19 protein-coding genes, 1 tRNA gene and 1 pseudogene are annotated in these 23,114 nt (G+C 71.5%); 8 read left to right on the top strand and 13 right to left on the bottom strand.

Features of this window, described 5'->3' with window-relative positions:
• Positions 1 to 10: 10 nt before the first annotated feature.
• The 8 genes and pseudogenes from V7Q31_RS09350 to V7Q31_RS09315 form a co-directional block, all read right to left on the bottom strand.
• Positions 11 to 84 (bottom strand) — tRNA-Gln (locus V7Q31_RS09350).
• Between the two features lie 142 nt (positions 85 to 226).
• Positions 227 to 795, bottom strand: a pseudogene (locus V7Q31_RS09345) (ISNCY family transposase); the annotation flags it as partial.
• Between the two features lie 458 nt (positions 796 to 1,253).
• Positions 1,254 to 3,938 carry a TIGR02302 family protein gene (locus V7Q31_RS09340; RefSeq protein WP_333833451.1) on the bottom strand — a complete coding sequence of 895 codons (2,685 nt, stop codon included), beginning with the start codon at positions 3,936 to 3,938 and terminating at the stop codon, positions 1,254 to 1,256.
• Positions 3,939 to 3,994: 56 nt separating this feature from the next.
• The gene (gene lysA, locus V7Q31_RS09335; RefSeq protein ID WP_333833450.1) at positions 3,995 to 5,263 is read right to left on the bottom strand and encodes a diaminopimelate decarboxylase; all 1,269 of its coding nucleotides are present in this window, start codon (positions 5,261 to 5,263) and stop codon (positions 3,995 to 3,997) included.
• A gap of 2 nt (positions 5,264 to 5,265) precedes the next feature.
• Positions 5,266 to 5,589, bottom strand: coding sequence for a DUF2834 domain-containing protein (locus V7Q31_RS09330; RefSeq protein WP_333833449.1), 324 nt, complete (start codon positions 5,587 to 5,589; stop codon positions 5,266 to 5,268).
• A 64-nt stretch (positions 5,590 to 5,653) separates the two neighbouring features.
• Positions 5,654 to 6,904, bottom strand: a complete 1,251-nt coding sequence (locus V7Q31_RS09325) for an MFS transporter (protein ID WP_333833448.1) — start codon at positions 6,902 to 6,904, stop codon at positions 5,654 to 5,656.
• Between the two features lie 79 nt (positions 6,905 to 6,983).
• Positions 6,984 to 7,604: a 30S ribosomal protein S4 gene (gene rpsD / locus V7Q31_RS09320; RefSeq protein ID WP_333833447.1), complete on the bottom strand. Its 621-nt coding sequence runs from the start codon at positions 7,602 to 7,604 to the stop codon at positions 6,984 to 6,986.
• A 148-nt stretch (positions 7,605 to 7,752) separates the two neighbouring features.
• On the bottom strand, positions 7,753 to 8,301 hold the full coding sequence (locus V7Q31_RS09315; RefSeq protein WP_333833446.1) for an NADPH-dependent FMN reductase: 549 nt from the start codon (positions 8,299 to 8,301) through the stop codon (positions 7,753 to 7,755).
• Between the two features lie 179 nt (positions 8,302 to 8,480).
• Between V7Q31_RS09315 and V7Q31_RS09310 the strand changes: the two genes are divergently transcribed.
• Positions 8,481 to 9,512 carry a histone deacetylase family protein gene (locus tag V7Q31_RS09310; RefSeq protein WP_333833444.1) on the top strand — a complete coding sequence of 344 codons (1,032 nt, stop codon included), beginning with the start codon at positions 8,481 to 8,483 and terminating at the stop codon, positions 9,510 to 9,512.
• Positions 9,513 to 9,533: 21 nt separating this feature from the next.
• On the opposite strand, the gene V7Q31_RS09305 is transcribed toward V7Q31_RS09310, so the two are convergent.
• Both V7Q31_RS09305 and V7Q31_RS09300 read right to left on the bottom strand, forming a co-directional pair.
• Positions 9,534 to 10,163 carry a DsbA family protein gene (locus V7Q31_RS09305; RefSeq protein ID WP_333833442.1) on the bottom strand — a complete coding sequence of 210 codons (630 nt, stop codon included), beginning with the start codon at positions 10,161 to 10,163 and terminating at the stop codon, positions 9,534 to 9,536.
• Between the two features lie 16 nt (positions 10,164 to 10,179).
• Entirely contained in the window at positions 10,180 to 10,695 is a 516-nt protein-coding gene (locus tag V7Q31_RS09300; RefSeq protein ID WP_333833441.1) for a DUF721 domain-containing protein, read from the bottom strand.
• 28 nt (positions 10,696 to 10,723) lie between these two features.
• On the opposite strand from V7Q31_RS09300, the gene V7Q31_RS09295 reads away from it, so the two are divergent.
• From V7Q31_RS09295 to radC, 3 genes are all read left to right on the top strand, one after another.
• Positions 10,724 to 11,812, top strand: coding sequence for an A/G-specific adenine glycosylase (locus V7Q31_RS09295; protein WP_333833453.1), 1,089 nt, complete (start codon positions 10,724 to 10,726; stop codon positions 11,810 to 11,812).
• A 123-nt stretch (positions 11,813 to 11,935) separates the two neighbouring features.
• Positions 11,936 to 12,751 carry a type I methionyl aminopeptidase gene (gene map / locus V7Q31_RS09290; protein WP_333833440.1) on the top strand — a complete coding sequence of 272 codons (816 nt, stop codon included), beginning with the start codon at positions 11,936 to 11,938 and terminating at the stop codon, positions 12,749 to 12,751.
• Positions 12,752 to 12,765: 14 nt separating this feature from the next.
• Positions 12,766 to 13,488 (top strand): RadC family protein, encoded by a 723-nt coding sequence (gene radC / locus V7Q31_RS09285; protein ID WP_333833439.1) that lies wholly within the window; start codon positions 12,766 to 12,768, stop codon positions 13,486 to 13,488.
• On the opposite strand, the gene V7Q31_RS09280 is transcribed toward radC, so the two are convergent.
• Together V7Q31_RS09280 and V7Q31_RS09275 are read right to left on the bottom strand one after the other, a co-directional pair.
• Complete coding sequence (locus V7Q31_RS09280) at positions 13,467 to 14,366, bottom strand: DMT family transporter (RefSeq protein WP_333833438.1); 900 nt, start codon at positions 14,364 to 14,366, stop codon at positions 13,467 to 13,469. The genes radC and V7Q31_RS09280 overlap by 22 nt on opposite strands.
• Positions 14,363 to 15,364 carry a ligase-associated DNA damage response exonuclease gene (locus V7Q31_RS09275; RefSeq protein WP_333833437.1) on the bottom strand — a complete coding sequence of 334 codons (1,002 nt, stop codon included), beginning with the start codon at positions 15,362 to 15,364 and terminating at the stop codon, positions 14,363 to 14,365. Before V7Q31_RS09275 ends, V7Q31_RS09280 begins: the two co-directional genes overlap by 4 nt.
• 191 nt (positions 15,365 to 15,555) lie before the next feature.
• On the opposite strand from V7Q31_RS09275, the gene V7Q31_RS09270 reads away from it, so the two are divergent.
• The 4 genes from V7Q31_RS09270 to V7Q31_RS09255 all read left to right on the top strand — a co-directional run bounded on the left by V7Q31_RS09270 (position 15,556) and on the right by V7Q31_RS09255 (position 21,773).
• A complete protein-coding gene (locus tag V7Q31_RS09270) occupies positions 15,556 to 17,982 on the top strand; it encodes a glycogen/starch/alpha-glucan phosphorylase (protein WP_333833436.1) in 2,427 nt (808 codons plus the stop codon).
• A 177-nt stretch (positions 17,983 to 18,159) separates the two neighbouring features.
• On the top strand, positions 18,160 to 19,350 hold the full coding sequence (locus V7Q31_RS09265; RefSeq protein WP_333833435.1) for a CaiB/BaiF CoA transferase family protein: 1,191 nt from the start codon (positions 18,160 to 18,162) through the stop codon (positions 19,348 to 19,350).
• Complete coding sequence (locus tag V7Q31_RS09260; protein ID WP_333833434.1) at positions 19,347 to 20,144, top strand: citryl-CoA lyase; 798 nt, start codon at positions 19,347 to 19,349, stop codon at positions 20,142 to 20,144. The genes V7Q31_RS09265 and V7Q31_RS09260 overlap by 4 nt, the downstream gene beginning before the upstream one ends.
• Before the next feature lie 120 nt (positions 20,145 to 20,264).
• Entirely contained in the window at positions 20,265 to 21,773 is a 1,509-nt protein-coding gene (locus tag V7Q31_RS09255) for an exopolysaccharide biosynthesis polyprenyl glycosylphosphotransferase (RefSeq protein ID WP_333833433.1), read from the top strand.
• Here V7Q31_RS09255 and V7Q31_RS09250 read toward each other — a convergent pair.
• Positions 21,767 to 23,110, bottom strand: coding sequence for a FliI/YscN family ATPase (locus tag V7Q31_RS09250; RefSeq protein WP_442976440.1), 1,344 nt, complete (start codon positions 23,108 to 23,110; stop codon positions 21,767 to 21,769). The two genes, V7Q31_RS09255 and V7Q31_RS09250, sit on opposite strands and share 7 nt — an antisense overlap.
• Positions 23,111 to 23,114: the final 4 nt, after the last annotated feature.

Here is a 23,114-nt window from a genome sequence, read left to right as displayed (position 1 = left end):
CGCGGGAGGTTGGCTGGGGAACCTGGATTCGAACCAAGACCGACGGAGTCAGAGTCCGCTGTTCTACCGTTAAACTATTCCCCACTGCCTTACCGGGGCCTCCGCAAGGCACCTTCTGCCCTCGCTCTACCGCTCGCGGTAGTCGGGCATGTATTTGCATTGGTCTCGGGCGTCAAGAGCGCCGCTGACATGCCCGCTCTCGCTCATGGAACCGCACCCTGCCGCGTAGGGCCGCCAACCGCGCCTGCGCCTGACGCATGTCATGCAGCAGCTTCACCGGATCGAGTTCGGCGAACTGCGCCGCGCGTCCTTCATTCCCTGCGGGACCGCAGGATGCGCCCGAACTCGCTGGGACGGCGTCAGCGGGGCATGAAACCTCTTGGTCGCTCGCGCACCGTCGCGCATCTTCTCCATCAGCTTGAAGGACGGCTGGAAGAAGTTCACGAACAACCGCATGCTGCGATAGAGCGTTGCCACCTCCCGCGCGGCGGCGAGGCCTGCATACCGCCGGTAGCCCACCATCCAGCGCACGACCGCGCCGTTCTTCTGCTCGACATGCGCCTGATCGTTATTGCGATAGGGCCGGGAGCGCGTGAACTGCACCGCCGCCGACTCGCACCAGCCCTTGATCGTCTCGTTCATGAAGACGCTGTCGTTGTCGGTGTCGAAGCCGAGCAACGGGAAAGGCAGCGCCGCCTGCAGCGCGGTCATCACCTCGCCGAGCAGGCGCTGCTCGCGGAAAAGCAGTGGCGCGCATTCGGTCCCACCGATCGCGACGTCGGTGGACGCGATCGATCCACGACATGGCCACGTCGAAGCAGACGCTCGACATGTTTGCGGCAGTAGCCGGAGATCTCGGTCAACTCCGCCAAAATCCGCCCCTTCTCGGCGCGCGTCGCGGAACGGTGCCGCGCCGCCACCGCTCCCGGAAGCTCGTCTCTCGTCGTAATGCTGATCCGCCTCACGCCCGCCTCCGAAGTCGCCCTCGGGAGCGCTCCTAATGCGGCGACGTCCAACCAGCCGCGAACAGTTCGGGCGAGGCGAGACGCGATCCGCCTCACCTGTCGCAGCGGATGTCGCGCCAGTATGCGATCCTCGATGTCGAAACAGCTGGACAGCGACCCGCTGATCTTGTCCGTCCCGCGCATCGCGTCTCCTCCCGGCCACCGCACCGAGCGGGAATCGCCTCCTGCGAACCGCGTCGACGGGTGGGTGCTTCAAGCGGCTTGCCGAACCCTGTCGCCGGTCCTCGCTCAGAACCGGTCGAGCAGGCGCTGCAGATACTCCAGCTCCTCGCTGTCGCGGGTGCGGTCGCCGGCGCGGCGGCGGATCTCGTCCATCAGTTCGCGCGCGCGCTTCATCACGCCGGCGTCGGGCACGCGGACGCTGTCGCCGTCGAGCGGACCGTCGGTCGCGGTGGGGCGGCCGAACGGGTCCTCGTCGCGCACGTCGCCGCTGCGCCCGTTGCGCCCGGCCTGCTGCGCCTGCCCGGGCTGGCCCTGCTGCATCTCCTGCGCGAGCTGCTGCGCGCCCTCGCGCAGCGCATCGAGCGCGTCGACCTGATCTTGCAGCGCGCCCTCCGCGTCGCCCTGTTCGAGCGCGTCGCGCGCCGAGCCCATGCGCTCCTCGGCGCGGCCCAGCGCCTCCGCCGAGCCGCCCTGTTCGCGGCCCTCGCCGGGCAGGCCCTGCCGCAGCTGGTCGAGCATCCGCCGCAGCTCCTCCTGATCGCGCGCGATGCTCCCGAGTCCTCCCGGCTGGCCCTCGCCCTGCCCCTGGCCGCCCTGGCCCTCGCCCTGGCCCTGACCCTGCGCCTGACCTTGCTGACCCTGACCTTGCTGACCCTGACCCTGCTGGCCTTGGCCCTGCTGGCCTTGGCCCTGCCGACCCTGACCGGGTTGCCCTTCCCCGGGCCGGCCCTGTCCGGGCTGCCCCTGCCCCGGCTGGCGCCCCTCGCGCAACGCCTCGAACGAGCGATCGGCGAGGCCCTGCTGGCGGCCGATCATGTCCTGCAGCTCCTGCATCGCCTGATCGCCCTGACCGCCGCCCTGCTGCTGGCCGGGTTGCGCCATCTGCAGGTTCTCGAGCATCTGCTGCAACTGCTGCAGCATCTGGCGCGCCAGATCCTCCATCCCGTTGCGAAGCGCATCCTCGAGCTGCTGGAGCATGTCCTCGAGGTCCTGCTGCGTCATCATCTGGTCGGGGTCGATCTCGGGCAGCTCCTGCCCGTTCGCCTGATCGCGCAGCGCCTCCTGCGCGAGCTGCTGCATGAAGTCCCGCAACGCCTCGCGCAGCTGCTGCATCAGCTCGGCGATCTCGTCCTGCGGCGCGCCCTCCTCGATGGCCTCGGACAGCCGCTCCTGCAACTCGCGCAGGCGGCGCTCCGCGTCGGACAGATCGCCGTCCTCGATGCGCAGCGCCGCTTCCCAAAGGAGTTCGATCACCCCTTCGGCCTCCTCGCGCACCCGGCCCTCTTCGAGCGCGAAGCCGAGCCGGCGGACGGCGAGGCGCGTGGTGAGATAGGCGGAGGTGTCCTCGAACACGTCCTCCGGATAGGCGGTGACGGCGACCAGCACGCGATGCACGCGCTCGGCGGCGCCGACGCTCCAGGCGAGGTGGCGGCGCTGCTCGATCAGCGCGCGCGCCAGCGGATCGCGGAAGGGCCGCGCCGGCATGACGAGATCGCGGCTGTCGACCCCTTCCTGCCCGGCCCCGTCGGTCGCCGTCAGGGTCAGGCGCACCGGCAGACCGGCCCAGGGATGGGCGATCAGGTCTTGAACGACGCTCTCGGCCACCTCGCGCGCGTCGCCGGTCAGCGGCAGCGGCAGTTCGAAGGCGATCGGCTCGATCACCGTGTCGGCGGGCGGAAGCCCCTCGGGCGCTTCGCCCCCGGCGTCGATGGCGATGCCGGCCCGCGCCGCGACGACGCCGTAATCGTCGGACGCCGCGAAGGCGAATTGCAGCGCGCCCGAACGCGCGCCGACCGGCGGCTCGGAGAACGCCATCGACGGCGCCGCGTCGGGCGTCGCCGCGAAGCGCCATTCCGCCAGAACGCCGCCCTCCAGCGTCACCGACAACGCCCCGTCGCGCATGAGCGTCGCGCCGGCGGCGAAGCTGTTCGGCCCCTGCTCGGCGAAGCCGTCCGGCGCGTCGACGGCCTCGCCCGTCAGCGCCGGCGGCTCGGTCGCGTCGAACACGCGCAGCGCGATCTGGGAGTTCGCGGGCAACGCGACCGCCTCGGTCTCGAAGGCGCGTTCGGTCAGATAGAGCGGGGCGACGCCCGTGTGCGGCGGTGGCGAAACCCACGCCTCGACGCTCGGCGCCGGGCGCTCGACGGTCGCGGCCCCGGCGGCGACCGGGCTCAGCGCCTCGGACAGCCGGGCGCCGCCGTCGCCGATCTGCGCCAGCAGCCCCGCGGCGAGCGCGACGCCCGCGGCATGGCGCAGCGCGAAGCGGTCCTGCGCCGAAACGCGGAGGTCGGCGGGCGCGGCCTTGGCCTGCGCCGCCCGCTCGGCCATCCGCGCCTGATGCGCGGCCCACAACGCCTGCGCCCGCGCGTCGCCGGCGCCCGCGGCCAGCGCGTCGCCGACGGCGGCGGCGGGCCGGCCCGGCGCGCCGGCGTCGAGCCGCGCCAGCGCCTCCGAGGCCGTCGGGGATCTCCACGCCGAAACCGCCCGATGGCCGAGCCAGACCGCGGCGGCGGCGAAACCCGCCAGCACCGCGACATGGCCCCAGAACGGCAGGGATTGCGGCAGGCCCAGCAGCGCCAGCCCCAGAAACGCCGCCGCGAGCGCCCAGAGCGGCCAGAGCGCGCGCGCCAGAGCCTCGAGCGTCATCGCCCGACGCGCCCGGCGCGTCTCTCGCGCCACGGCGGCGCGCGCGGCGGCGATGCGCTGCTCGGGCGAGGGCTGGACGGCGGTGGTCGGCGGCGTCTCGGACATCAGGCGCTCCCGGTTTCGGCGCATGCGCCGGCGCGTCGGCGGCCCGGGGCGCGGCCTCAGGCCAGCCAGTCGGGAATCCGCTCTCTGCGCAGCATCTCATCATAAGTGGGTCGCGAACGCACCACGTCAAAACGCGATCCCGAAACGAGTACTTCGGGGACCAGCGGACGGGTGTTGTATTCGCTCGCCATCACCGCGCCATAGGCGCCGGCGGAGCGGAAGGCGACCAGATCGCCCGCAGCGATCGGCGGCAGGCTCCGGGCGCGGGCGAAGGTGTCGCCGGTCTCGCAGACCGGCCCGACCACGTCGACGGGCGCGAGCGGCGCGTCCGCCGCGGGTTCGGCCACCGGAACCAGATCGTGCCAGGCGTCGTACATCGCCGGGCGGATCAGATCGTTCATCGCGGCGTCGAGGATCAGGAAATCCCGCCCCTCCCCCTGCTTGCGGTAGATCACCCGCGCCAGCAGAACGCCCGCATTGCCCGCGATCAGCCGCCCCGGCTCGATCACCACCTCCGCCCCGAGGCCGCCGACGGTCCGTCGCACCATCGCGCCGTAGTCGAAGGGCAGCGGGGGCGCTTCGTTGGAGCGCACATAGGGGATGCCGAGCCCGCCGCCGAGGTCGACGCGGCGGATCGCATGGCCCGCCGCGCGCAGCGCGTCCACAAGCTCGGCCAGTCGGCGGAAGGCGGCCTCGAAGGGCGCCAGCTCGGTCAGCTGCGAGCCGATATGCAGGTCGACGCCGACGATCTCGACGCCCGGCAGGCCCGCGGCCAGCGCATAGACCTGCGGCGCCCGCGCGATCGGAACGCCGAACTTGTTCTCGGACTTGCCGGTCGAGATCTTGGCGTGGGTGCGCGCGTCGACGTCCGGATTGACCCGGATCGCGACCGGCGCGCGCAGACCCATGTCGCGCGCGACGGCGTCGAGCGCCAGCAGCTCCGGCTCGCTCTCGACGTTGAACTGGCCGACCCCCGCCGCCAGCGCCGCGCGCATCTCGTCCGCCGTCTTGCCGACGCCGGCGAACACGATCCGCTCCCCCGGAACGCCCGCCGCCAGCGCCCGCCGCAGCTCGCCCTCCGACACCACGTCCATCCCGGCGCCGAGCCGCGCCAGCAGCCGCAGCACCGCCATGTTGGAATTGGCCTTCAGCGCATAGCAGATGCGATGCCGCATCCCCGCCAGCGCCTCGTCGCAGACCCGGTAATGCCGCTCCAGCGTCGCCGCCGAATAGACGTAGCAGGGCGTGCCGACCGAGGCCGCGATGTCGGCCAGCCGCACGTCCTCGGCGCAAAGCTCGCCGTCGATGTAGGTGAAGTGGTCCATGCTCAGCGCGCGTAGCCGGGCCGCAGCCGCAGGAACAGGTAAAGCGGCAGCGCGAAGGAGACGCCGACCATGACCCCCGCCGGGATCGCCAGCAGCCCCAGCCAGTCGCGCCGGGGCAGGCATTCGATCAGCACCCACAGGCTCAGCACGCCCCAGGCCCAGGTGAGGTCGTAGACGAGGCCGGTGGTCGCGTCGTTGGCGTTCCAGACGTCGAGCATGAGCCCGAGATCCCAGCCGTTCTCCGCCAGCCATGGACCGAAATACAGCCAGGGAAGGATCGCGCCGCCGATGGCGAGCGCAGCCCATAGCATCCGCATCGCCGTCATCGTCCCTCCTCGCGCGCCGCTTTTCCGCAGCATCTAGCCGAGTGCGGCGGGCGCGTCCAACCCGTCACTCCGCAGGCGCTGCGACCGGCGCGACGACGGGGCGCGTCAACGCCGTTTCGCGCCCCGGCTCGGGATGGCGCGGCACGAGTTGCGACAGGCCGAGCGAGACGAGCGCCATCGCGCAGGCCAGCGCATAGACCGCGCCCGGCTCGATCAGCCACAGCAGGCCCAGCGGCGCCGGCAGGGCGACGGCGGCGATGTGGTTGATCGTGAAGGCGACGGCGGCGGTCGGCGCGTGATCGGACGGATCGGCGATCTTCTGGAAATAGGTCTTCTGCGCGAAGGCCATCGCGAAGAACAGATGGTCGAGCACGTAGAGCGCCAGCGCCAGCGTCACCCCCCAACCGAGGAAATACACCCCCGCATAGGCGGCGAACACGAAAGCCAGCCCGACATATTCGACCGACAGCGCCATCCGCTCGCCATAGCGTCCGATCAGCCGCCCGACCACGGGGGCGAAGAACATGTTGGCGAGATAGGTGACCAGAAAAAGCGCCGTCACCTCGTGCAGCGCGAAGCCGAAGCGTTCGACCATCATGAAGGCCGCGAACACGACGAAAATCTGCCGCCGCGCCCCGCCCATGAACACCAGCGCGTAATAGAGCCAGTAGCGCGAGCGCAGCACCAGTTTCTTGCCCTGCGCATGCGGCGCGCGGAACTGCGGATAGGCGAGCCAGGCGAACAGCGTCACCGCAACGCAGCCGCCGCCGCCGATCCAGTAGACGAGGTGATAGTCGACCGGGCCGCCGAGCCAGCCCGACAGCGCGATCGACCCGTAGACCAGCAGCGACGTCCCCGAGGCGACCGAGAGAATCCGCCCCAGCGCCTGCGGCGCGCGCTCCTTCGGCAGCCATTGCAGCTGCAGCGACTGGTTGACCGTCTCGAAATAATGAAAGCCCACCGAGGAGATCACGGTGGTCGCCATCAGCCCCCACCAGCTCGGCAGTTCCGGCGTCAGCGCCGTCCCGACCCCGAGCGCCACCAGCGACAGCAGCGCCAGCCGCTGCTCGGCGATGATCGCCAGCAGGAACACCACGAGGAAGGCGAGAAAGCCGGGGATCTCGCGCACCGCATGCAGCACGCCGATGTCCGCCCCGTCGAAGGCCGCCGCCTCGACGACGAAATTGTTGAGCGCCGCCATCCAGGTCGAGAAGGCGAGCGTCATCCCGAAAGTCATCAGCGCCAGCAGCGATTCCGGCCTCCGCCAGCGCGGCAGGCTTTCCGCATCCGCCAGATCGAGCGCCGAGCCGCTCATCGCGTGTCGCCTCCCCAAAGCAAAGGGCCTCCGCCAGCTGGCGGAGGCCCCGATCGCGGCGCGACCGATCCGCCCTGGATCAGTTCTGCGCGTAGAACTCGACGACCAGATTGGGCTCCATCTGGACCGGATAGGGCACGTCGCCAAGGGCCGGCGCGCGCAGCAGCGTCACCGTCATCTTGGAATGGTCGATCTCGAGATAGTCCGGCGTGTCGCGCTCGGCCGACTGGATGGCGTCGAGCACCAGCGCCATCTGCTTGGCCTTGTCGCGCAGCTCGACCACGTCGCCGTCCTTGAGCTGGTAGGAGGCGATGTTGACCCGGCGGCCGTTCACGTTGACGTGGCCGTGATTGACGAACTGGCGCGCGGCGAAGACCGTCGGCACGAATTTCGCGCGATAGACCACCGCGTCGAGCCGGCGCTCGAGCAGGCCGATCAGGTTCTCGCCCGTATCGCCGCGCCGGCGCTCGGCCTCGGCGTAGATGCGGCGGAACTGCTTTTCGGTCAGATCGCCGTAATAGCCCTTCAGCTTCTGCTTGGCGCGCAGCTGCAGGCCGAAATCGGACATCTTGCCTTTGCGGCGCTGCCCGTGCTGGCCGGGGCCGTATTCGCGGCGATTGACCGGGGACTTCGGACGCCCCCAGATGTTCTCGCCCATGCGGCGGTCGAGCTTGTATTTCGCGGAGGTGCGTTTGGTCACCAGCCGTCTCCTTGTCGTTTCAACTGTGTGAGACGCGCTCCTCCTCCCCCTTGCGGGGGCGACAGGCCCCGTCTTGCGACGGCCGCGCGCGCCGAAACTCCACCCCAACGGATGGAAGACGCGCGGTTACGCCGACGGGGCCGGTCTGTCAAGCCGCGCGGGCCCGCGCGACCGCGCCGACTTCGGCCCGGAGCGCGCCCATCAGATCGCCGACCAGCTTGCGCGCCATCTCGTCTTTCAGCGTCCCCTCGGCGAAGGCGTCGTGAGCGCCGCCGATCGCCACCGCCGGACCGGCGACCAGCCGCGGCGCATGGGCTGCGAGCGCGTGGCGCAGGGTGAACTGCGCGACCTCGCCGCCGCCGCGCCCCGCCGCCGCCGACATGATGGCGGTCGGCTTGCCCGCGAGCGGCATCGGCTTCACGCGGCTCAGCCAGTCGAGCGCGTTCTTCAGCACGCCCGAGAGCATCTTGTTGTATTCCGGCGTCGCGATGATCACCGCATCCGCCGCGCGGACCTGCGCGATCAGCGTCTCGACCGACGCCGGCATGCCCGCCGCCTCGACGTCGCCGTCGTAGAGCGGCAGGTTCAGGTCGCCGAGTTCGAAGGCGTCGGCGCCGGCGATCTCGGCGGCCTCGCGCAGAAGGGCTGTGTTGAAGCTCGCCGCGCGCAGCGAGCCGGACAGGCCGAGAAGGTTCATGTGGCTCTCCCGAGAGTGTTTGCCGATGCGATGCAACATAGGCTGTGCGATTTGGAGGACAAACCCGACAGTCATGGAATTATTGTTTCTATAATGCATACAAAACAGCCGACGCGGCCCGCTTGACGCCGCTCCGTGCAAGGACGAGCCTCCAGCGTCCGAGCAGCCTTGGGGCGCAGATGAAGACCTTCTACAGCGAAGAGCACCGCCGCCATTTCCCGCAGGCGGAGTTGTCAGGCGGCCAGTTCGTCACGCCCTACGAGCGCCCGAGCCGGGTGGAATACGTCCTCGCCCGGCTGAAGGAGCGCGGGCTGACCGACATCGCGCCGCCGGGCGCGCCCGACATGTCGGCTGTCCGGGCGCTCTGCGCGCCGGACTATCTCGATTTCCTCGAACATGCCTGGGCGGAGTGGACAGCCGCGGGCAATGCCGGCGAGATCATCGCGGCCTCGTTCCCGGCTCGCAGGATGCAGACGGCCCGCCCGCCGCGCTGCATCGACGGCAGGGCCGGCTATTACGCGCTCGCGTCCGAGACGGCGATCACCGGCGGCACCTGGGCGGCGGCGCTGTCCTCGGCGGCGTCGGCGCAGGCGGCGCAAGCCCATGTCGCGGGCGGCGCGCGGGTCGCCTTCGCGCTCTGCCGTCCGCCCGGACATCACGCGACCGCCGACATGTATGGCGGCTACTGCTTCCTCAACAACGCCGCCCTCGTCGCCGAGGCGTTCCGGCGCGACGGCGCGGACCGCGTCGCCGTGCTCGACATCGACTTCCATCACGGCAACGGCACGCAGGACATCTTCTACCGCCGTTCGGACGTCTTCTTCGCCTCGCTGCACGGTGCGCCGGAGGACGCGTTCCCCTATTTCCTCGGCTTCGCAGACGAGACCGGCGCGGGCGAGGGCGAAGGCGCCAACGCCAATTTTCCGATGCCGCCCGGAACCGGCTACGACCTCTGGTCGCAGGCGCTCGACGCAGCCCTCGCGCGAATCCGAGACTTCGGCGCCGAGGCGCTCGTGGTGTCGCTCGGGGTCGACGCCTACAAGGACGACCCGATCAGCTTCTTCCGCCTCGCCAGCCCGGATTTTCTGGACGCGGGCCGCCGGATCGGCCGCCTCCGCCTGCCGAGCGTGTTCTGCATGGAGGGCGGCTACGCCATCGAGGCGGTCGGGATCAACGCGGTGAACGTGCTGGAGGGGTTCGAGGACGCCTGAGCGCGGCGAAGTCCCCGCGCCTCAGAGATTGTCCTCGATCATCTGCGAGAACGCCTCGACCCCCATCGCCCCGCTGACGAGCGCGCCGTCGCCGAACTTGAAGCTCGGCGTGGCGCGCAGCCCGTCGGCCTGCGCATTGGTCTGGTAGCGCTCGACCAGCACGCGCATGAACTCCTCGTCCGACAGGCATTGCTGGATGCGCTCGGCGGGCAGGCCGCCGAGCCGCCCGATCCGCTGCAACTCGCCCACGATGTTCTCGGCCCGCGCCCATTCCTGCAGCTTCTCGAACAGCACGTCGGCGTAGCCGAAGAACGTCGAGTCTCCGCCGCAGCGCGCCAGCATCGACGCCCAGAGCCCATACTGGTCGAAATACGCCTCGCGGAAGATCAGCCGCACCTTGCCGGTGTCGATGTACTTCTCCTTGATCGCCGGCAGGGTCTGCGTGTGGAACGTGGCGCAATGCGGGCAGGTGAAGGAGGAATACTCCACGATGGTCAGCGGCGCGTCGGGCGAACCGAGGACCATCTCGCCCAGCGCATAGCCGCGCTCCTCCAGCGCGGTCTGCGCCTGCGCGGGGAGCGCCGCGAGCGCGGCGGCGCCGAGGCCGAGCGCGAGGGCGCGGCGGCGGTCGAGGGACTTGGCGATGGTCATGTCGGCTCCCGTTCGGTCAGTTCCGCTCCGCCTTCGCGCGGATGCTCGCCCCGAGCCGCGCCAGGGCGCGCCTCAGGTCGTCGTCGGCAATGGCGGATATATCGGGCGAATTCGCGGCGTCCAAGGGCGCAGCCGACGCGCGCGGCGCGTCCGCCTCCCGGCTGCGCGCGCCGCCGCTCTGCACGACCTTGAGCCGCGCCACCGCCCGCCAGCCGCAGATCTGGTTGACGCGCTCGACGATGCGGGCGGCCTCGTGCTGCACTTCCGGGGCCCGCGCCCCCGACGCCTCGACCGTCAGCGTCGCGCCGCCGCCCTCGCCGCGCCCGCCCTTTGGCCAGCTCATGCGCACGGGCGCGCAGGCCTCGGCGATCTCCGCGCCCATCAGCGCGCGCCATTGCGAGATCAGCCGGTGCTCGGCGAAACCGCGCTTCGCGCTCGCGGCGCCGAGCGTCGCCTCCGCAGCCACGGCGGCGCGCCGGAAGCCCGAACCGCCCTTGCGCCGCCGCTCCGTCGCGCCATCATCGCCCGCCATGGACAGCCCTCCGCCGCTTCCCCTCACCATGCCCGCCTCGCGCGCCCCCGTCGAGACGCCCGGCGCCGAGGCCCTGCTGCGCTGGTACGACCGCGCCGCCCGCGCGCTGCCCTGGCGCGTCGGACCCGCCGAACGCCGCGCAGGCGTCCGCCCCGACCCCTACCGCGTCTGGCTGTCGGAGATCATGCTCCAGCAGACGACCGTCGCCGCCGCAGGCCCCTATTTCGCCCGGTTCACGACGCTCTGGCCGGACGTCGCGGCGCTGGCGGCGGCCCCACGCGAGGCGGTGCTCGCCGAATGGGCCGGCCTCGGCTACTACGCCCGCGCCCGCAACCTGCACGCCTGCGCGCAAACCGTTGCGGCGCTGGGCGAGTTCCCGGAGGACGAAGAGGGTTTGCGCGCCCTGCCGGGGATCGGCCCCTACACCGCCGCAGCCGTCGCCGCCATCGCCTTCGACAAGCCCGCCGCGGTGGTGGACGGCAATGTCGAGCGGGTCTTCGCGCGGCTTTTCGCCGTCGAGACCCCCCTGCCCGACGCCAAGCCCGCGATCCGCGCCCGTGTCGCGGCGCTCGTCCCCAACGCGCGCCCGGGCGATTTCGCGCAGGCGACGATGGACCTCGGCGCCACGCTCTGCGCCCCGCGCCGCCCGCTCTGCGGCGCCTGCCCCTGGGCGGCGGCCTGTGTGGCCCGCGCGCGCGGGATCGCCGAGACGCTTCCGCGCAAGGCGCCCAAAGCCGCCAAGCCGCATCGCTGCGGCGTCGCCTTCGTGGCGTTGCGCGCCGATGGCGCGACGCTGGTCGAGACGCGGCCCGATTCCGGCCTGCTCGGCGGCATGTCCGGCCCGGTCTGCACCGACTGGACCGCAGCGCCCCCCGACGCCGCCGCCGTCGCCGCGGCAGCGCCGTTCTCCGCCGACTGGATCGAGGCCGGCGCCGAGGCGCGGCACGTCTTCACCCATTTCACCCTGTCGCTGCGCGTGATGGTCGCGCGCGCGCCCCTGCACGCCGCGCCCGCGCGCGGCGCGTTCCGCCCTTTCGACGCCGCGCGCCGCGCCGCGCCCACAGCCTTGCGCAAGGCGCTCGACATCGGCGCGGCGGCGCTGCGGAACGGGGTCTAGGGGCGCGGCGCGTCTGCGACACAAAGCGTTTCGCCGCCCGATTGAGGCCGATTGCGCCGGTTTCGCTCTTGCGGCGCGCCGCGCCATCCCCACAATACAACCAACGTGAAAGGGACGTCCGTTTTGGAGCGCAGCGCCGGCCCCGACAGAACGCCAGACGGCATCCGCCTGCACCCGCCGGCGGATTTCGATGGGATGCGCGCGGCGGGCCGCCTCGCCGCCGAAACTCTCGACATGATCTCAGCGCATGTCCGCCCCGGCGTCCGCACCGACGAGCTCGACCTGATCATCCACGACCACATGCTCGCCGCAGGCGCGCGGCCCGCGACGCTCGGCTATCGCGGCTATACCAAGTCGTCCTGCATCTCGATCAACCACGTCGTCTGCCACGGCATCCCCGGCGAGAAAGCCCTGCGCGACGGCGACATCCTAAACATCGACGTCACGGTGATCCTCGACGGCTGGTACGGCGACAGCTCGCGCATGTACGTCGCGGGCCAGCCCAGCCGCCGGGCCGAGCGGCTGATCGACGTCACGCACGAGGCGCTGATGCGCGGGATCGAGGCGGTGCGCCCCGGCGCGAGCTTCGGCGACATCGGCCACGCGATCCAGACTTACGTCGAGGCCGAGCGCTGCGCGGTGGTGCGCGACTTCTGCGGCCACGGGCTCGGGAGGGTGTTCCACGACGCGCCCAACGTGCTGCATTACGGCCGCCCCGGCTCGGGCCCCACGCTGCGGCCCGGAATGTTCTTCACCATCGAGCCGATGGTCAATCTGGGCCGCCCCGAGACCAAGATCCTGTCCGACGGCTGGACCGCCGTCACCCGCGACCGCTCGCTCTCGGCGCAGTTCGAACATTCGGTCGGCGTGACCGAGACGGGCGTCGAGATCTTCACCCTCTCGCCCACCGACCGCTTCCACCCGACCTGGGACCGCTGAGGCGACGGGGCGCGATGCGCGAGCGCCGTCAGCCGGACCTGCTTGGCGCGCCCGCCGCCGAGGAACCGCCGCATCAGCACGGCCATCGCGAGCGGCTGAAGGCCCGCTTCGCCGCCCACGGCGCCGACGCGATGCCCGATTACGAGCTTCTGGAGCTGGTGCTGTTCGCCGCGATCCCGCGCCGCGACGTCAAGCCGCTCGCCAAACGGCTGATCGCGCGCTTCGGCGACTTCAACCACGCGATCTCGGCCGAGCCTGCGCGGCTGCGCGAAGTGGAGGGCGCGGGCGAGGCGGTGATCCATCAGCTCAAGCTGGTCGAGGCGGCGGCGCGCCGGCTGGCGCGGTCGCGGGCGTTGGGGCGGCCCGCGCTGTCCTCATGGTCGACGGTGGTGGACTACTGCAAGACGCAGATGGCGCATGAGACCGTCGAGCAGTTCCGAGTGCTCTATCTCGACAAGCGCAACGTGCTGATCGCCGACGAGGCGCTGGCGCGCGGCACGGTGGACGCGGTGGCGGTCTATCCGCGCGAAGTGGTCAAGCGTGCGCTCGAGCTGTCGGCCTCCGCCGTGATCCTCGCCCACAACCACCCCTCGGGCGACGCCACGCCCAGCCAAGCCGACATCGAGATGACGCGGCGGATCAAAGGGGCGCTCAGATCGGTCGAGATCGCGCTGCACGATCATCTGGTGATCGGCAAGGACCGCGACGCGAGCTTTCACGCGCTGGGATTGCTCTGATTGCGCCGCAGGCGCCGTTCGCGCAGCAGCGTGTAGAGCCCGCTCGCGATCACCAGCGCCGCGCCGCCGAGGGTCGCGGCGTCCGGCCGCTCGCCGAGGACCAGAACGCCGAGCGCCATCGCGAAGACGAGCCGCGTGTAGCGGAAGGGCGTCACCGCCCCGACCTCGCCGGTCCGCATCGCCGCCGTCAGCCAGAAATACCCCGCCGCCCCGCACAGCGCCGCGCCCCCCACCAGCCCCAGCGCCCGCACGTCGGGAAAGACAGCGCCGCCCGAGGCCGCCAGCAGCACCGCGCCGGTGGGGATCAGCACGGCGAAGCCCGCAACGCCGAGTTGCGCGTTGGACAGCGCCGGCGGCGCCGCGCGCGTCGCCAGATCGCGCGCCGCGAAACCCAGCATCCCTAGCACGGCGAAGAGCGACGCCGCCTCGAAGCCGGCGAGTCCGGGCCGCAGGATCGCCATGACCCCCGCGAAGCCCGCGAGGATGGCGAGCCACCGCCGCCACCCCACCCGCTCGCCGAACACGGCCGCGGCCCCGAGCGTCACCACCAGCGGCGCGGCCTGCAGAATCGCGGAGGCGCTCGACAGGGGCGTGAGCGCGATGGCGAGCGCATAGGCGCCGCGCCCCGTCGCCTCGAACGCGGCGCGCAGGAGCAGCGGGCGCGACAGCAGCGCGCGCGGCAGGGCCGGCTCGCCGCGCGCCCATGCCAGCGCCGCGAAGAACGCCATGCCCGCCGCGCCGAACATCGCCAGCACCTGACCCACCGGCAGGCTCTGCGCGGCGGCCTTCACGAACAGGTCCTCCAGCGCGAATCCCGCCATCGAGGCGGTCATCAGAAGCCCGCCGCGAAAGTTCCCGGCGGCGCTGCGGTCGCTCATTCGCCGCCCTCCTCGCGTCCCGCGAGCGACAGCGCGCGCGCCGCGATCCCGCGCGTCGCGCACCAGTGGATCAGCGCCTCCTCGGCCCCATGCGTCACCCAGACTTCCGACGCGCCTGTCTCGACGATGGTGGCGGTCAGCTCGTCCCAATCGGCATGGTCGGAGACGATCAGCGGCAGCTCGACGCCGCGCTGCTTCGCGCGCTGGCGCACCCGCATCCAGCCGCTCGCCGCGGCGACGATCGGATCGGGCAGCCGCCGCGCCCAGCGGTCGGCCAGCGCCGAAGGCGGCGCCAGCGCGATCGCCCCGCGCAACGCCTCCTTCGCCGTCGCCTTGGCGTCCGCCAACTGCCCGAGCGGGACGCCGAGGCGCTCATAGAGCCGGCAGAGCTTCACCAGCGCGCCGTGCAGATGGATCGGCTCGTCGAACCCCGCCCGCCGCAGCTCCGCGATCAGTCGCTGCGCCTTGCCGAGCGCATAGACGCCGACCGCCACCGCCCGCTCGGGCGCGCGGGCGCGCGCGCGCAGAAGCTTCGCGATCTCGCCCTCGACCGGCGGATGGCGGAACACCGGCAAGCCGAACGTCGCCTCGGTGACGAACAGGTCGCAGGGGACGAGTTCGAAGGGCGCGCAAGTGGGGTCGGCACGGCGCTTGTAGTCGCCCGAGACCACCGCCCGCCGACCGCCCGCCTCGATCGCAACCTGCGCAGAGCCGAGAACATGGCCCGCCGGGACGAGCCGCAAGGTCGCGTCGCCGACCCGCAGCGCCTCGCCGCAGCGCAGCGGCTGGACGGCGCCGAAGGCGTCGGGTCCGAATCGGGCGCGCGCGATCTCCGCCGTTTCGGGCGTGCAGAGCAGCGCGCGCGAGCCGGGGCGGCAGTGATCGGCGTGGCCATGTGTGACCACGGCGCGGGCGACCGGGCGTACGGGGTCGATGAAGACGCCGGCTGCGGGGCTGTAAAGCCCCTCGGGGCGCGATTCGAGGAGGGCGGGCGTCATGCGGCGGACGATGGCGCAGAGCGCCTGCGCGCGCCAGCGGCGCCGCGACAGGACTGCGCATCCGCGCGGCGCCGATACGACACAAGGGCGCGTTAAGCGCTCACTCACCATGGTCGCGGTTGAATGGCGCGCAAACGAATATAGACCTGTTCCAGCCGGCGGGTCTTCGCCGAGGCTCGGGGGGCCAGCGCATGTATGGTACGTTCGGCGACATGTCGGTCGCTCTCAAATCCGACCAGCCCGTGACGGCGGAGACGCTGCGCGAGGCGATGCTCGGCCATCTGCGCTATTCGATCGGCAAGAACACGCCCACAGCCACGCTCACCGACTGGCGGCTCGCCCTGTCGCGGGCGATTCGCGACCTGCTGGTCGATCCCTGGTTCACGACGACCAATCGGATCTACGGGGCCAACCGCAAGCGCGTCTACTACCTCTCGATGGAGTTCCTGATCGGGCGGCTGCTGGAAGACGCGATCAACAATCTCGGCCTCGAGGAGGCCGCGCGCGGCGCGGTCGAGAGCCTCGACGTCGACTATTCCGCGCTTGTGCTCGACGAGCCGGACGCGGCGCTGGGCAATGGCGGGTTGGGGCGGCTCGCGGCGTGTTTCCTCGATTCGATGTCGACGGTCGGCGTCGCCGCGCATGGCTACGGCATCCGCTACGCCCACGGCCTGTTCCGCCAGAGCTTCCATGACGGCTGGCAGGGCGAGGAGGCCGAGGATTGGCTGCGCCAGGCCCATCCGTGGGAGTTCGAACGCTCCGAAGTCGCCTATCCGGTGAATTTCGGCGGCGAGGCGCGGGTCAGCGGCGACAGCGGCATGTGGAAGGCCGCCGAGACGGTGATGGCGGTCGCCTACGACACGCCGGTTCCCGGCTGGCGCGGGCGCTGGGCCAACACGCTGCGCCTGTGGTCGGCGCAGCCGGTCTTCGAGTTCGACCTCGAACGCTTCAACCATGGCGACTATCTCGGCGCAGCGGCGCCGAGCGTCTTCGCCCAGACGATCAGCCGCGTGCTCTACCCCGACGACACGACGCCGCAAGGCAAGGAGCTGCGGCTGAAGCAGGAGTATTTCTTCACCGCCGCCTCGCTCGCCGACATCCTGCGCCGCTATCTCGCCCATTCCAACGACATGACGCAACTGCCTTCGGCCTGCGCGATCCAGCTCAACGACACCCACCCCGCCATCGCCGCGCCGGAGCTGGTGCGGCTGCTGACCGACAAGCACGGAATGGGGTTCGAGGCCGCCTTCGACGTGGCGCGGCGCTGCCTCAACTACACCAACCACACACTGCTGCCAGAGGCGCTGGAGCGCTGGTCGGTGGACCTGATGGCGCAGGCGCTGCCGCGCCACATGCAGATCATTGAGCGGATCGACGCGCTGCACGCCAAGCGGCACACGCGCCCGGCCTCGGTGAAGATCGTGGACGGCGGCGAAGTCCGCATGGGCGATCTGGCCTTCATTTCGGCCAACCGCGTCAACGGCGTCTCCGCGCTGCACACCGAGCTGATGAAGAAGACGGTGTTCGCGGAGCTGCACGCGCTGCATCCCGAGCGCATCGTCAACGAAACCAATGGCGTGACGCCCCGGCGGTGGATCTGGGGATGCAATCCGGGTCTGCGCAGCCTGCTCAACGACGCGCTTGGCGAAGGCTGGGTGACCGATCTCGACCGGCTGCGCGCTCTCGAGAAGCACGCCGACGACCCCGCCTTCCGCGCCCGGTTCGCGATGATCAAGACGGCGAACAAGCGCCGTTTCGCGCGCTGGCTCGAAAGCGCGCACGGGCAGAACATCCCCGTCGACGCGATGTTCGACGTGCAGATCAAGCGGATGCACGAGTACAAGCGCCAGCTGCTGAACGTGCTGGAGGCTGCGGCCCTGCGCAACGCGATCCGCCGCGATCCCGACGCCGTCTGGGCGCCGCGCGTCAAGATCTTCGGCGGCAAGGCCGCGCCGGGCTACGCCATGGCCAAGCTGATCATCAAGCTGATCAACGACGTCGGGCGCGCGATCAACCGCGACCCCGCCTGCCGGGGCCGGCTGTCGGTGGTGTATCCGCCCAACTACAACGTCTCGATGGCCGAAATCCTGATCCCCGCCTCGGACCTGTCCGAACAGATCAGCACCGCCGGCAAGGAGGCGTCTGGGACCGGCAACATGAAGTTCGCGATGAATGGGGCGCTGACCGTCGGCACGCTCGACGGCGCCAATGTCGAGATCGGCGAGCAGGTCGGCTGGGAGAACATCTTCATCTTCGGCCACACCGCCGAGCAGGTGCTGGCGATCCGCGAGGCCGGCTACAATCCCTCCAAGGCCATCGACGCCGATCCGCATCTCGCCGAAGTCGTCGACCAGATCGCCGCCGGCGCTTTCTCGCCCGAAGAGCCGACGCGCTACGCGGCGCTCGTCGAAAATCTGCGCCACCATGACTGGTTCCAGGTTTGCGCCGACTTCACCGCCTATTACGAGATGCAGCGCGAGATCGACGCGGCGTGGCGCGATCAGGACGGCTGGCGGCGCAAGGCGATCCTCAACGTCGCGCGGATGGGGATGTTCTCGTCCGACCGCACGATCCGGGGCTACGCACGCGACGTGTGGGGCGTGACGCCCGAATACTGAGCGCCGAGGCCGCGGCGCGGTCGAGGCGCGCGCTCGGGGCGGCGAGTTCGGGCGGCGCTCCGTCGCCCGCTTCGCCGCCCGATCCGTCGCCGCCGTGGCGACGGCGCCCCGGATGGACCCCGCAGCGCCGCTCTGCTAGTGCGCATGGCTGCGATCCGCGCTCCGGAGACCCCGCCCATGCGCCCCCTCGCCGGCGTCCGCGTCCTCGACCTGACCAATGTGCTCGCAGGCCCGTTCTGCTGCTGCCAGCTCGCGCATTTCGGGGCCGAGGTGATCAAGGTCGAGGCGGTCGGCTCGGGCGATCTGGCGCGCAGTCTCGGCGCCGATCCCGACCTCAACGCGCGCGGCATGGGCGTGTCGTTCCTCGCGCAGAACGCCGGCAAGAAATCCGTCACGCTCAACCTCAAGGACCCGCGCGGAAAAGACCTCCTGAAGCGCCTCGTCGCCGGCGCCGACGCGCTGGTCGAGAATTTCCGCCCCGGCGTGATGGACCGGCTCGGCCTCGGCTACGAGACTTTGAAGGACGCGAACCCGCGGCTGGTCTATTGCGCCATCTCCGGATTCGGCCAGCAGGGGCCGTGGCGGGCGCGCCCGGCCTACGACCAGATCGTCCAGGGGGCCTCGGGGGCGATGTCGATCACCGGAGACGGGGCGAGCGCGCCGCTGCGGGTCGGCTATCCCATCGCCGACACCGTCGGCGGCATGACCGCCGCCTTCGCCGTCGCAGCGGCGCTGAACGCCGAACCGCGCGGCTGCATGCTCGACGTCTCGATGCTCGAGTCGGTGCTCGCCACCATGGGCTGGGTCGTCTCCAACCACCTGATCGCCGGCGTCGAACCGCAGCCGAACGGCAACGAGAATCCGACATCCGCCCCGTCGGGAGCTTTCGAGACGGGCGGCGGGCCGATCAACATCGCCGCCAACAAGCAGGAGCAATGGGTCGCGCTGTGCCGCCATCTCGGGCGCGAGGACCTGCTCGCCGACCCCGACTATGCGACGCGCGAGGACCGCAAGCGCAACCGCCTCGCCCTGCGCGCTGCGCTGGAGGAAACCCTCCGCAGGCGTCCCGCGGACGAGTGGGCCGAGGAGCTCAACGCCCTCGGCGTGCCGGCGGGCGCCGTGCTCACCGTGCCCGAGGCGCTCGCCTCGCCGCAGGTGGCCGGCCGGGGCTTTCTGAGCCGCTTCGAAGAGGTTCCCGGCGTCGGTCGGCCCATCGAGGTGGCGACGACGGGGGTGCGCATCGACGGCGAGAGTCCGCATGTCGCGAGTCCGCCGCCGATGCTGGGCCAGCATGCGGCGGAGGTCTGGGGCGCGCTCGGGCTGAACGCGGACGAGATCGCGAAGCTCTGCGCGGAGGGGGTGATATGAGCGACGTCTCGGACTGGTGGCGCACGTCGATCATCGACATGGCGCCGGGCCGGATCGCCTTTCGCGGCCATCCGGTCGAGACGCTGATCGGAAACGTCACCTTCCCGCAGATGATCTGGCTGCTGACCCGCGGCGACCTGCCGACCGACGCGCAGGCGAAGCTCCTCGAGGCGGCGCTGGTGGCTGCGGTCGATCACGGGCCGCAGGCGCCCTCCATCGCCACTGCGCGCATGGCGGTGACCTGCGGGCTCGGGTTGAACGGGGCGCTGGCCAGCGCGGTCAACATGCTCGACGACGTGCATGGCGGCGCCGGCGAGCAGGCGGTGGAGCTCTACTGCGCCATCGACGCCGCAGCGCAGGCGACGCCGCTGGACCGGGCGGCCGCCGCGCAGATCGACCGTTGGCGTGCCGAGCGATCGAAATACCTCCCCGGATTCGGCCACCGCTTCCACAAGCCGGTCGACCCCCGCGCGCCGCGGCTGCTGGGGTTGGTCGACGAGGCCGCGGCGCAAGGCGTGGTCTCGGGCCGCTTCGCCGCCATCGCACGCGCGGTCGAGGCCGAACTCGCCGGCCGAAGGGGCGCGCCCGTGCCGATGAACATCGACGGCGCGACGGCGGTGATCTACGCCGAACTCGGCTTCGCGGCGCCGCTCGCGCGCGGGCTGTTCTGCCTGTCGCGCTCGGTGGGCGCCGTCGCCCACGCCTGGGAGCAGATGCAGCAGGGCGGTCGCAACAAGGGTCCGACGCCCCCCGCCTATCGCTGGACCTATGACGGGCCGGCGACGGAGGGCTGAGCGAAAGCGCCTCGCCTGCGCCGATCGCTAAAATCGCACCTTTAGCACTCCGGCAAATATGCCCGCCCGATAGAAATGGCGGCGGCGCGGTGGCGCGTCCCATGTCCGGAGGAAGTTCCGATGTCGGCTGTCGATCGATGGGCGGGCCTGACGCTCGATCGGGTCCGTGCGGCGAACTCGGCCGAAGCCCGCGCCGACGCGGCGCTGAGCGGCGACGCCGAGCACGTCGCGGAAACCCTGCGCGCCGCGCCGCTGCGGCCCGCCAACCTCGCCCTGATCGCCGGGGCGCTCGAGGCCGCCGCGATGTTCGCCGCGCTCTGGCTCGCGCTCGGCTTCGCCGCTCCGGGGAGCTCTGGCGCGCAGGCGGCGCTCGCCGTCGCAGGGGCGCTCGGCGCAGCTGGGGCGCTCGGCGCGGCGGGGCGCTATCGCCTGCGCGCGCTGAGGCGCTTCGGCGCGGGGTTCGGCGCAGCGTTCGCGACCTTCTGGGCCGCAGGTCTCGCAGCCGCCGCTGCGCTCGGCGGCGCTTCGGCGGCGGGGGCGGCGGCGGGGGCGATCGGACTCGCCGGGCTGCTCGCCCTCGCGCCGCTGCGCGCTCTGACGGCTGCGGCGGCGCGCTGGGCGCTTCAGGCCGGCGTCACAGAGCGGCGGGCGGTGGTCGTCGGCGGCGGCGGCAACGCAGAGAAGCTCATCGCGGGCCTAAAGTCGCGCGCGGACAACGACATCCGCATCGTCGGCATGTTCGACGACCGCGGCGACGACCGCTCGCCGCCGCTGGTGGCGGGGGTGCGCAAGCTCGGCACGGTCGCCGAACTCGTCGCCTTCGCCCGGATCGCGCGCATCGACATGCTGATCGTCACGCTGCCGCTCTCGGCCGAACAGCGCATCCTGTCGCTGCTCAAGCAGCTCTGGGTGCTGCCCGTGGACGTGCGCCTGTCGGCCTACAGCGCCGATTTCGCCTTTCCGCAGCACGGGACCGGGGGCGACGGCGCCCTCATCGACGTGATGCGCCAGCCTGTCGCAGGCGGCGCGCGGCTCCTGAAGCGCGGCTTCGACATCGCCGTCGCGTGCCTCGCGCTGGTCGCGCTGTCGCCGGTCATGCTGGCGACCGCGCTCGCGATCCGTCTCGACACGCCCGGCCCCGTCTTCTTCCGCCAGCTGCGTCACGGCTTCAACGACCAACCGGTGCGGGTCTGGAAGTTCCGCTCGCTGCGCCACGAGGCCGCCGACCCGACCGCCCGCTCGATCGTCGTGAAGGGCGATCTGCGCGTGACCCGCGTCGGCGCGTTCATCCGGCGCACTTCGATCGACGAGCTGCCCCAGCTCTTCAACGTGATCGCCGGCGAGCTCTCGCTGGTCGGCCCTCGCCCGCATGCGCTCAACGCGGTGTCCAGCCGCCAACAGACCTTCACCGAGATCGTGGAGGGCTATTCGGGTCGGCACAAGGTGCCCCCCGGCATCACCGGCTGGGCGCAGATCAACGGCTGGCGCGGCGAGATCGACGACCCCGAGAAGCTGAAGCAGCGCTTCGAACACGACCTCTACTACATCGAGAACTGGTCGTTCCTGCTCGACCTGAAGATCCTGCTGCTGACGCCGCTGCGCCTGTTCCGCACCGAGGGCGCCTACTGACTGCGAGGCGTCTGGTTCCCGAGCGCGGCGGCGAGCGTGGCGAAGGCGCCCGCCGCCCCCTGGAGCGCAGGGGCCGCGATCAAAGCCTCCAGAGGCCCATGCGCCGCGATGGCCGCGTCGACTTCCGGGTCGGCCCCGGCGGCGTAAAGCCCGGTGCGGATCATCGGTTCGCTATCCTCATAGACCGAGATCAGCCGCCGCGCCCGCGCGATCAGCGCGTTCTCGGCCTGGGAGGCGCAGCCCGGCAGGCTGCGCGACACCGAGCGGCGCACGTCCACCGCAGGATAGCGCCCGCGCTCGGCGATGGTCCGCTCCAGCACCACATGGCCGTCGATGGCGCCGCGCGTGATGTCGGCGACCGGCTCCTCCATGTCCGACCCGGCGACCAACACCGAATAGACCGCCGTCACATCCCCCTGCGCCCCCGCCCCCGGCCCCGCCCGCTCGACGAGGCTGGCGATGGCGTGAGCCGTGGAAGGGGGATAGGCGCGCAAGCTCGGCGCTTCGCCCGCGGCGAGGGCGACTTCTCGATGCGCTTCGGCGAATCGGGTGATGGAATCGAGCAGGAGCAGGACATGGCGGCCTTCGTCGCGGAAGGTCTCGGCGACGGCGGTGGCGAGCCAGGCCGCCTGTCGCTTGGCGAGCGGCGACTGGTCGGCGGTGGCGGCGACGACCACGGCGCGCTTCATCCCCTCCGGGCCGAGCACGTTCTCGATGAAGTCCCGGACTTCGCGCCCCCGCTCGCCGATCAGCCCGAGCACGACCACATCCGCCTGGACCCCCCGCGCGAGCTGCGCGAGCAATGTGGATTTTCCGACTCCGGAGCCCGCGAACAGCCCGATGCGCTGGCCGCGCGCGATGGGCAGCAGCGTGTCGAAGACGGCGAGGCCGGTCTCCAGCCGCGCGCCCAACGCCCGGCGCTGCGCGGCGGGCGGCGGGGCGCGGCGCAGCGGCGCGAAAGCCGGGCCGTCGGCGAGCGGGCGCCCGTCGAGCGGCGCGCCGAAGGCGTCCACCACCCGGCCGATCCAGGCCGGGCCAGGGCGGACGCCGGCCTGCGGCTCTAGCCACGCCCTGTCGCCGACCGCGACGCCTTCGCCCGTGCCGAACCACATCGCAGTGGCCCCTTCCGGCGAGAGCGAGACGATCTCGGCGAGGAGTTCGGGACGGCCCTGCGGGGCCACGCGCAGACGGTCGCCGCGCCGCGCGGCGGCCTCGAGCCCACCGACGCGCAGGCTCGCCGCGCCGACCGCGCTCACGCGGCCCCAGAGTTTCAGCGGCGTCAGCCGGTCGAGTTCGGAGGCGAGCGCGTCGAGCGATTTCAAGACAATGCTCCGCATTTTT

Source organism: Rubrimonas sp., from assembly GCF_036788415.1.
Taxonomy (GTDB): Bacteria; Pseudomonadota; Alphaproteobacteria; order Rhodobacterales; family Rhodobacteraceae; genus Rubrimonas.
Note: the sequence above shows the minus strand (reverse complement) of the source record. Positions and strands in the feature narration are given on the sequence as shown.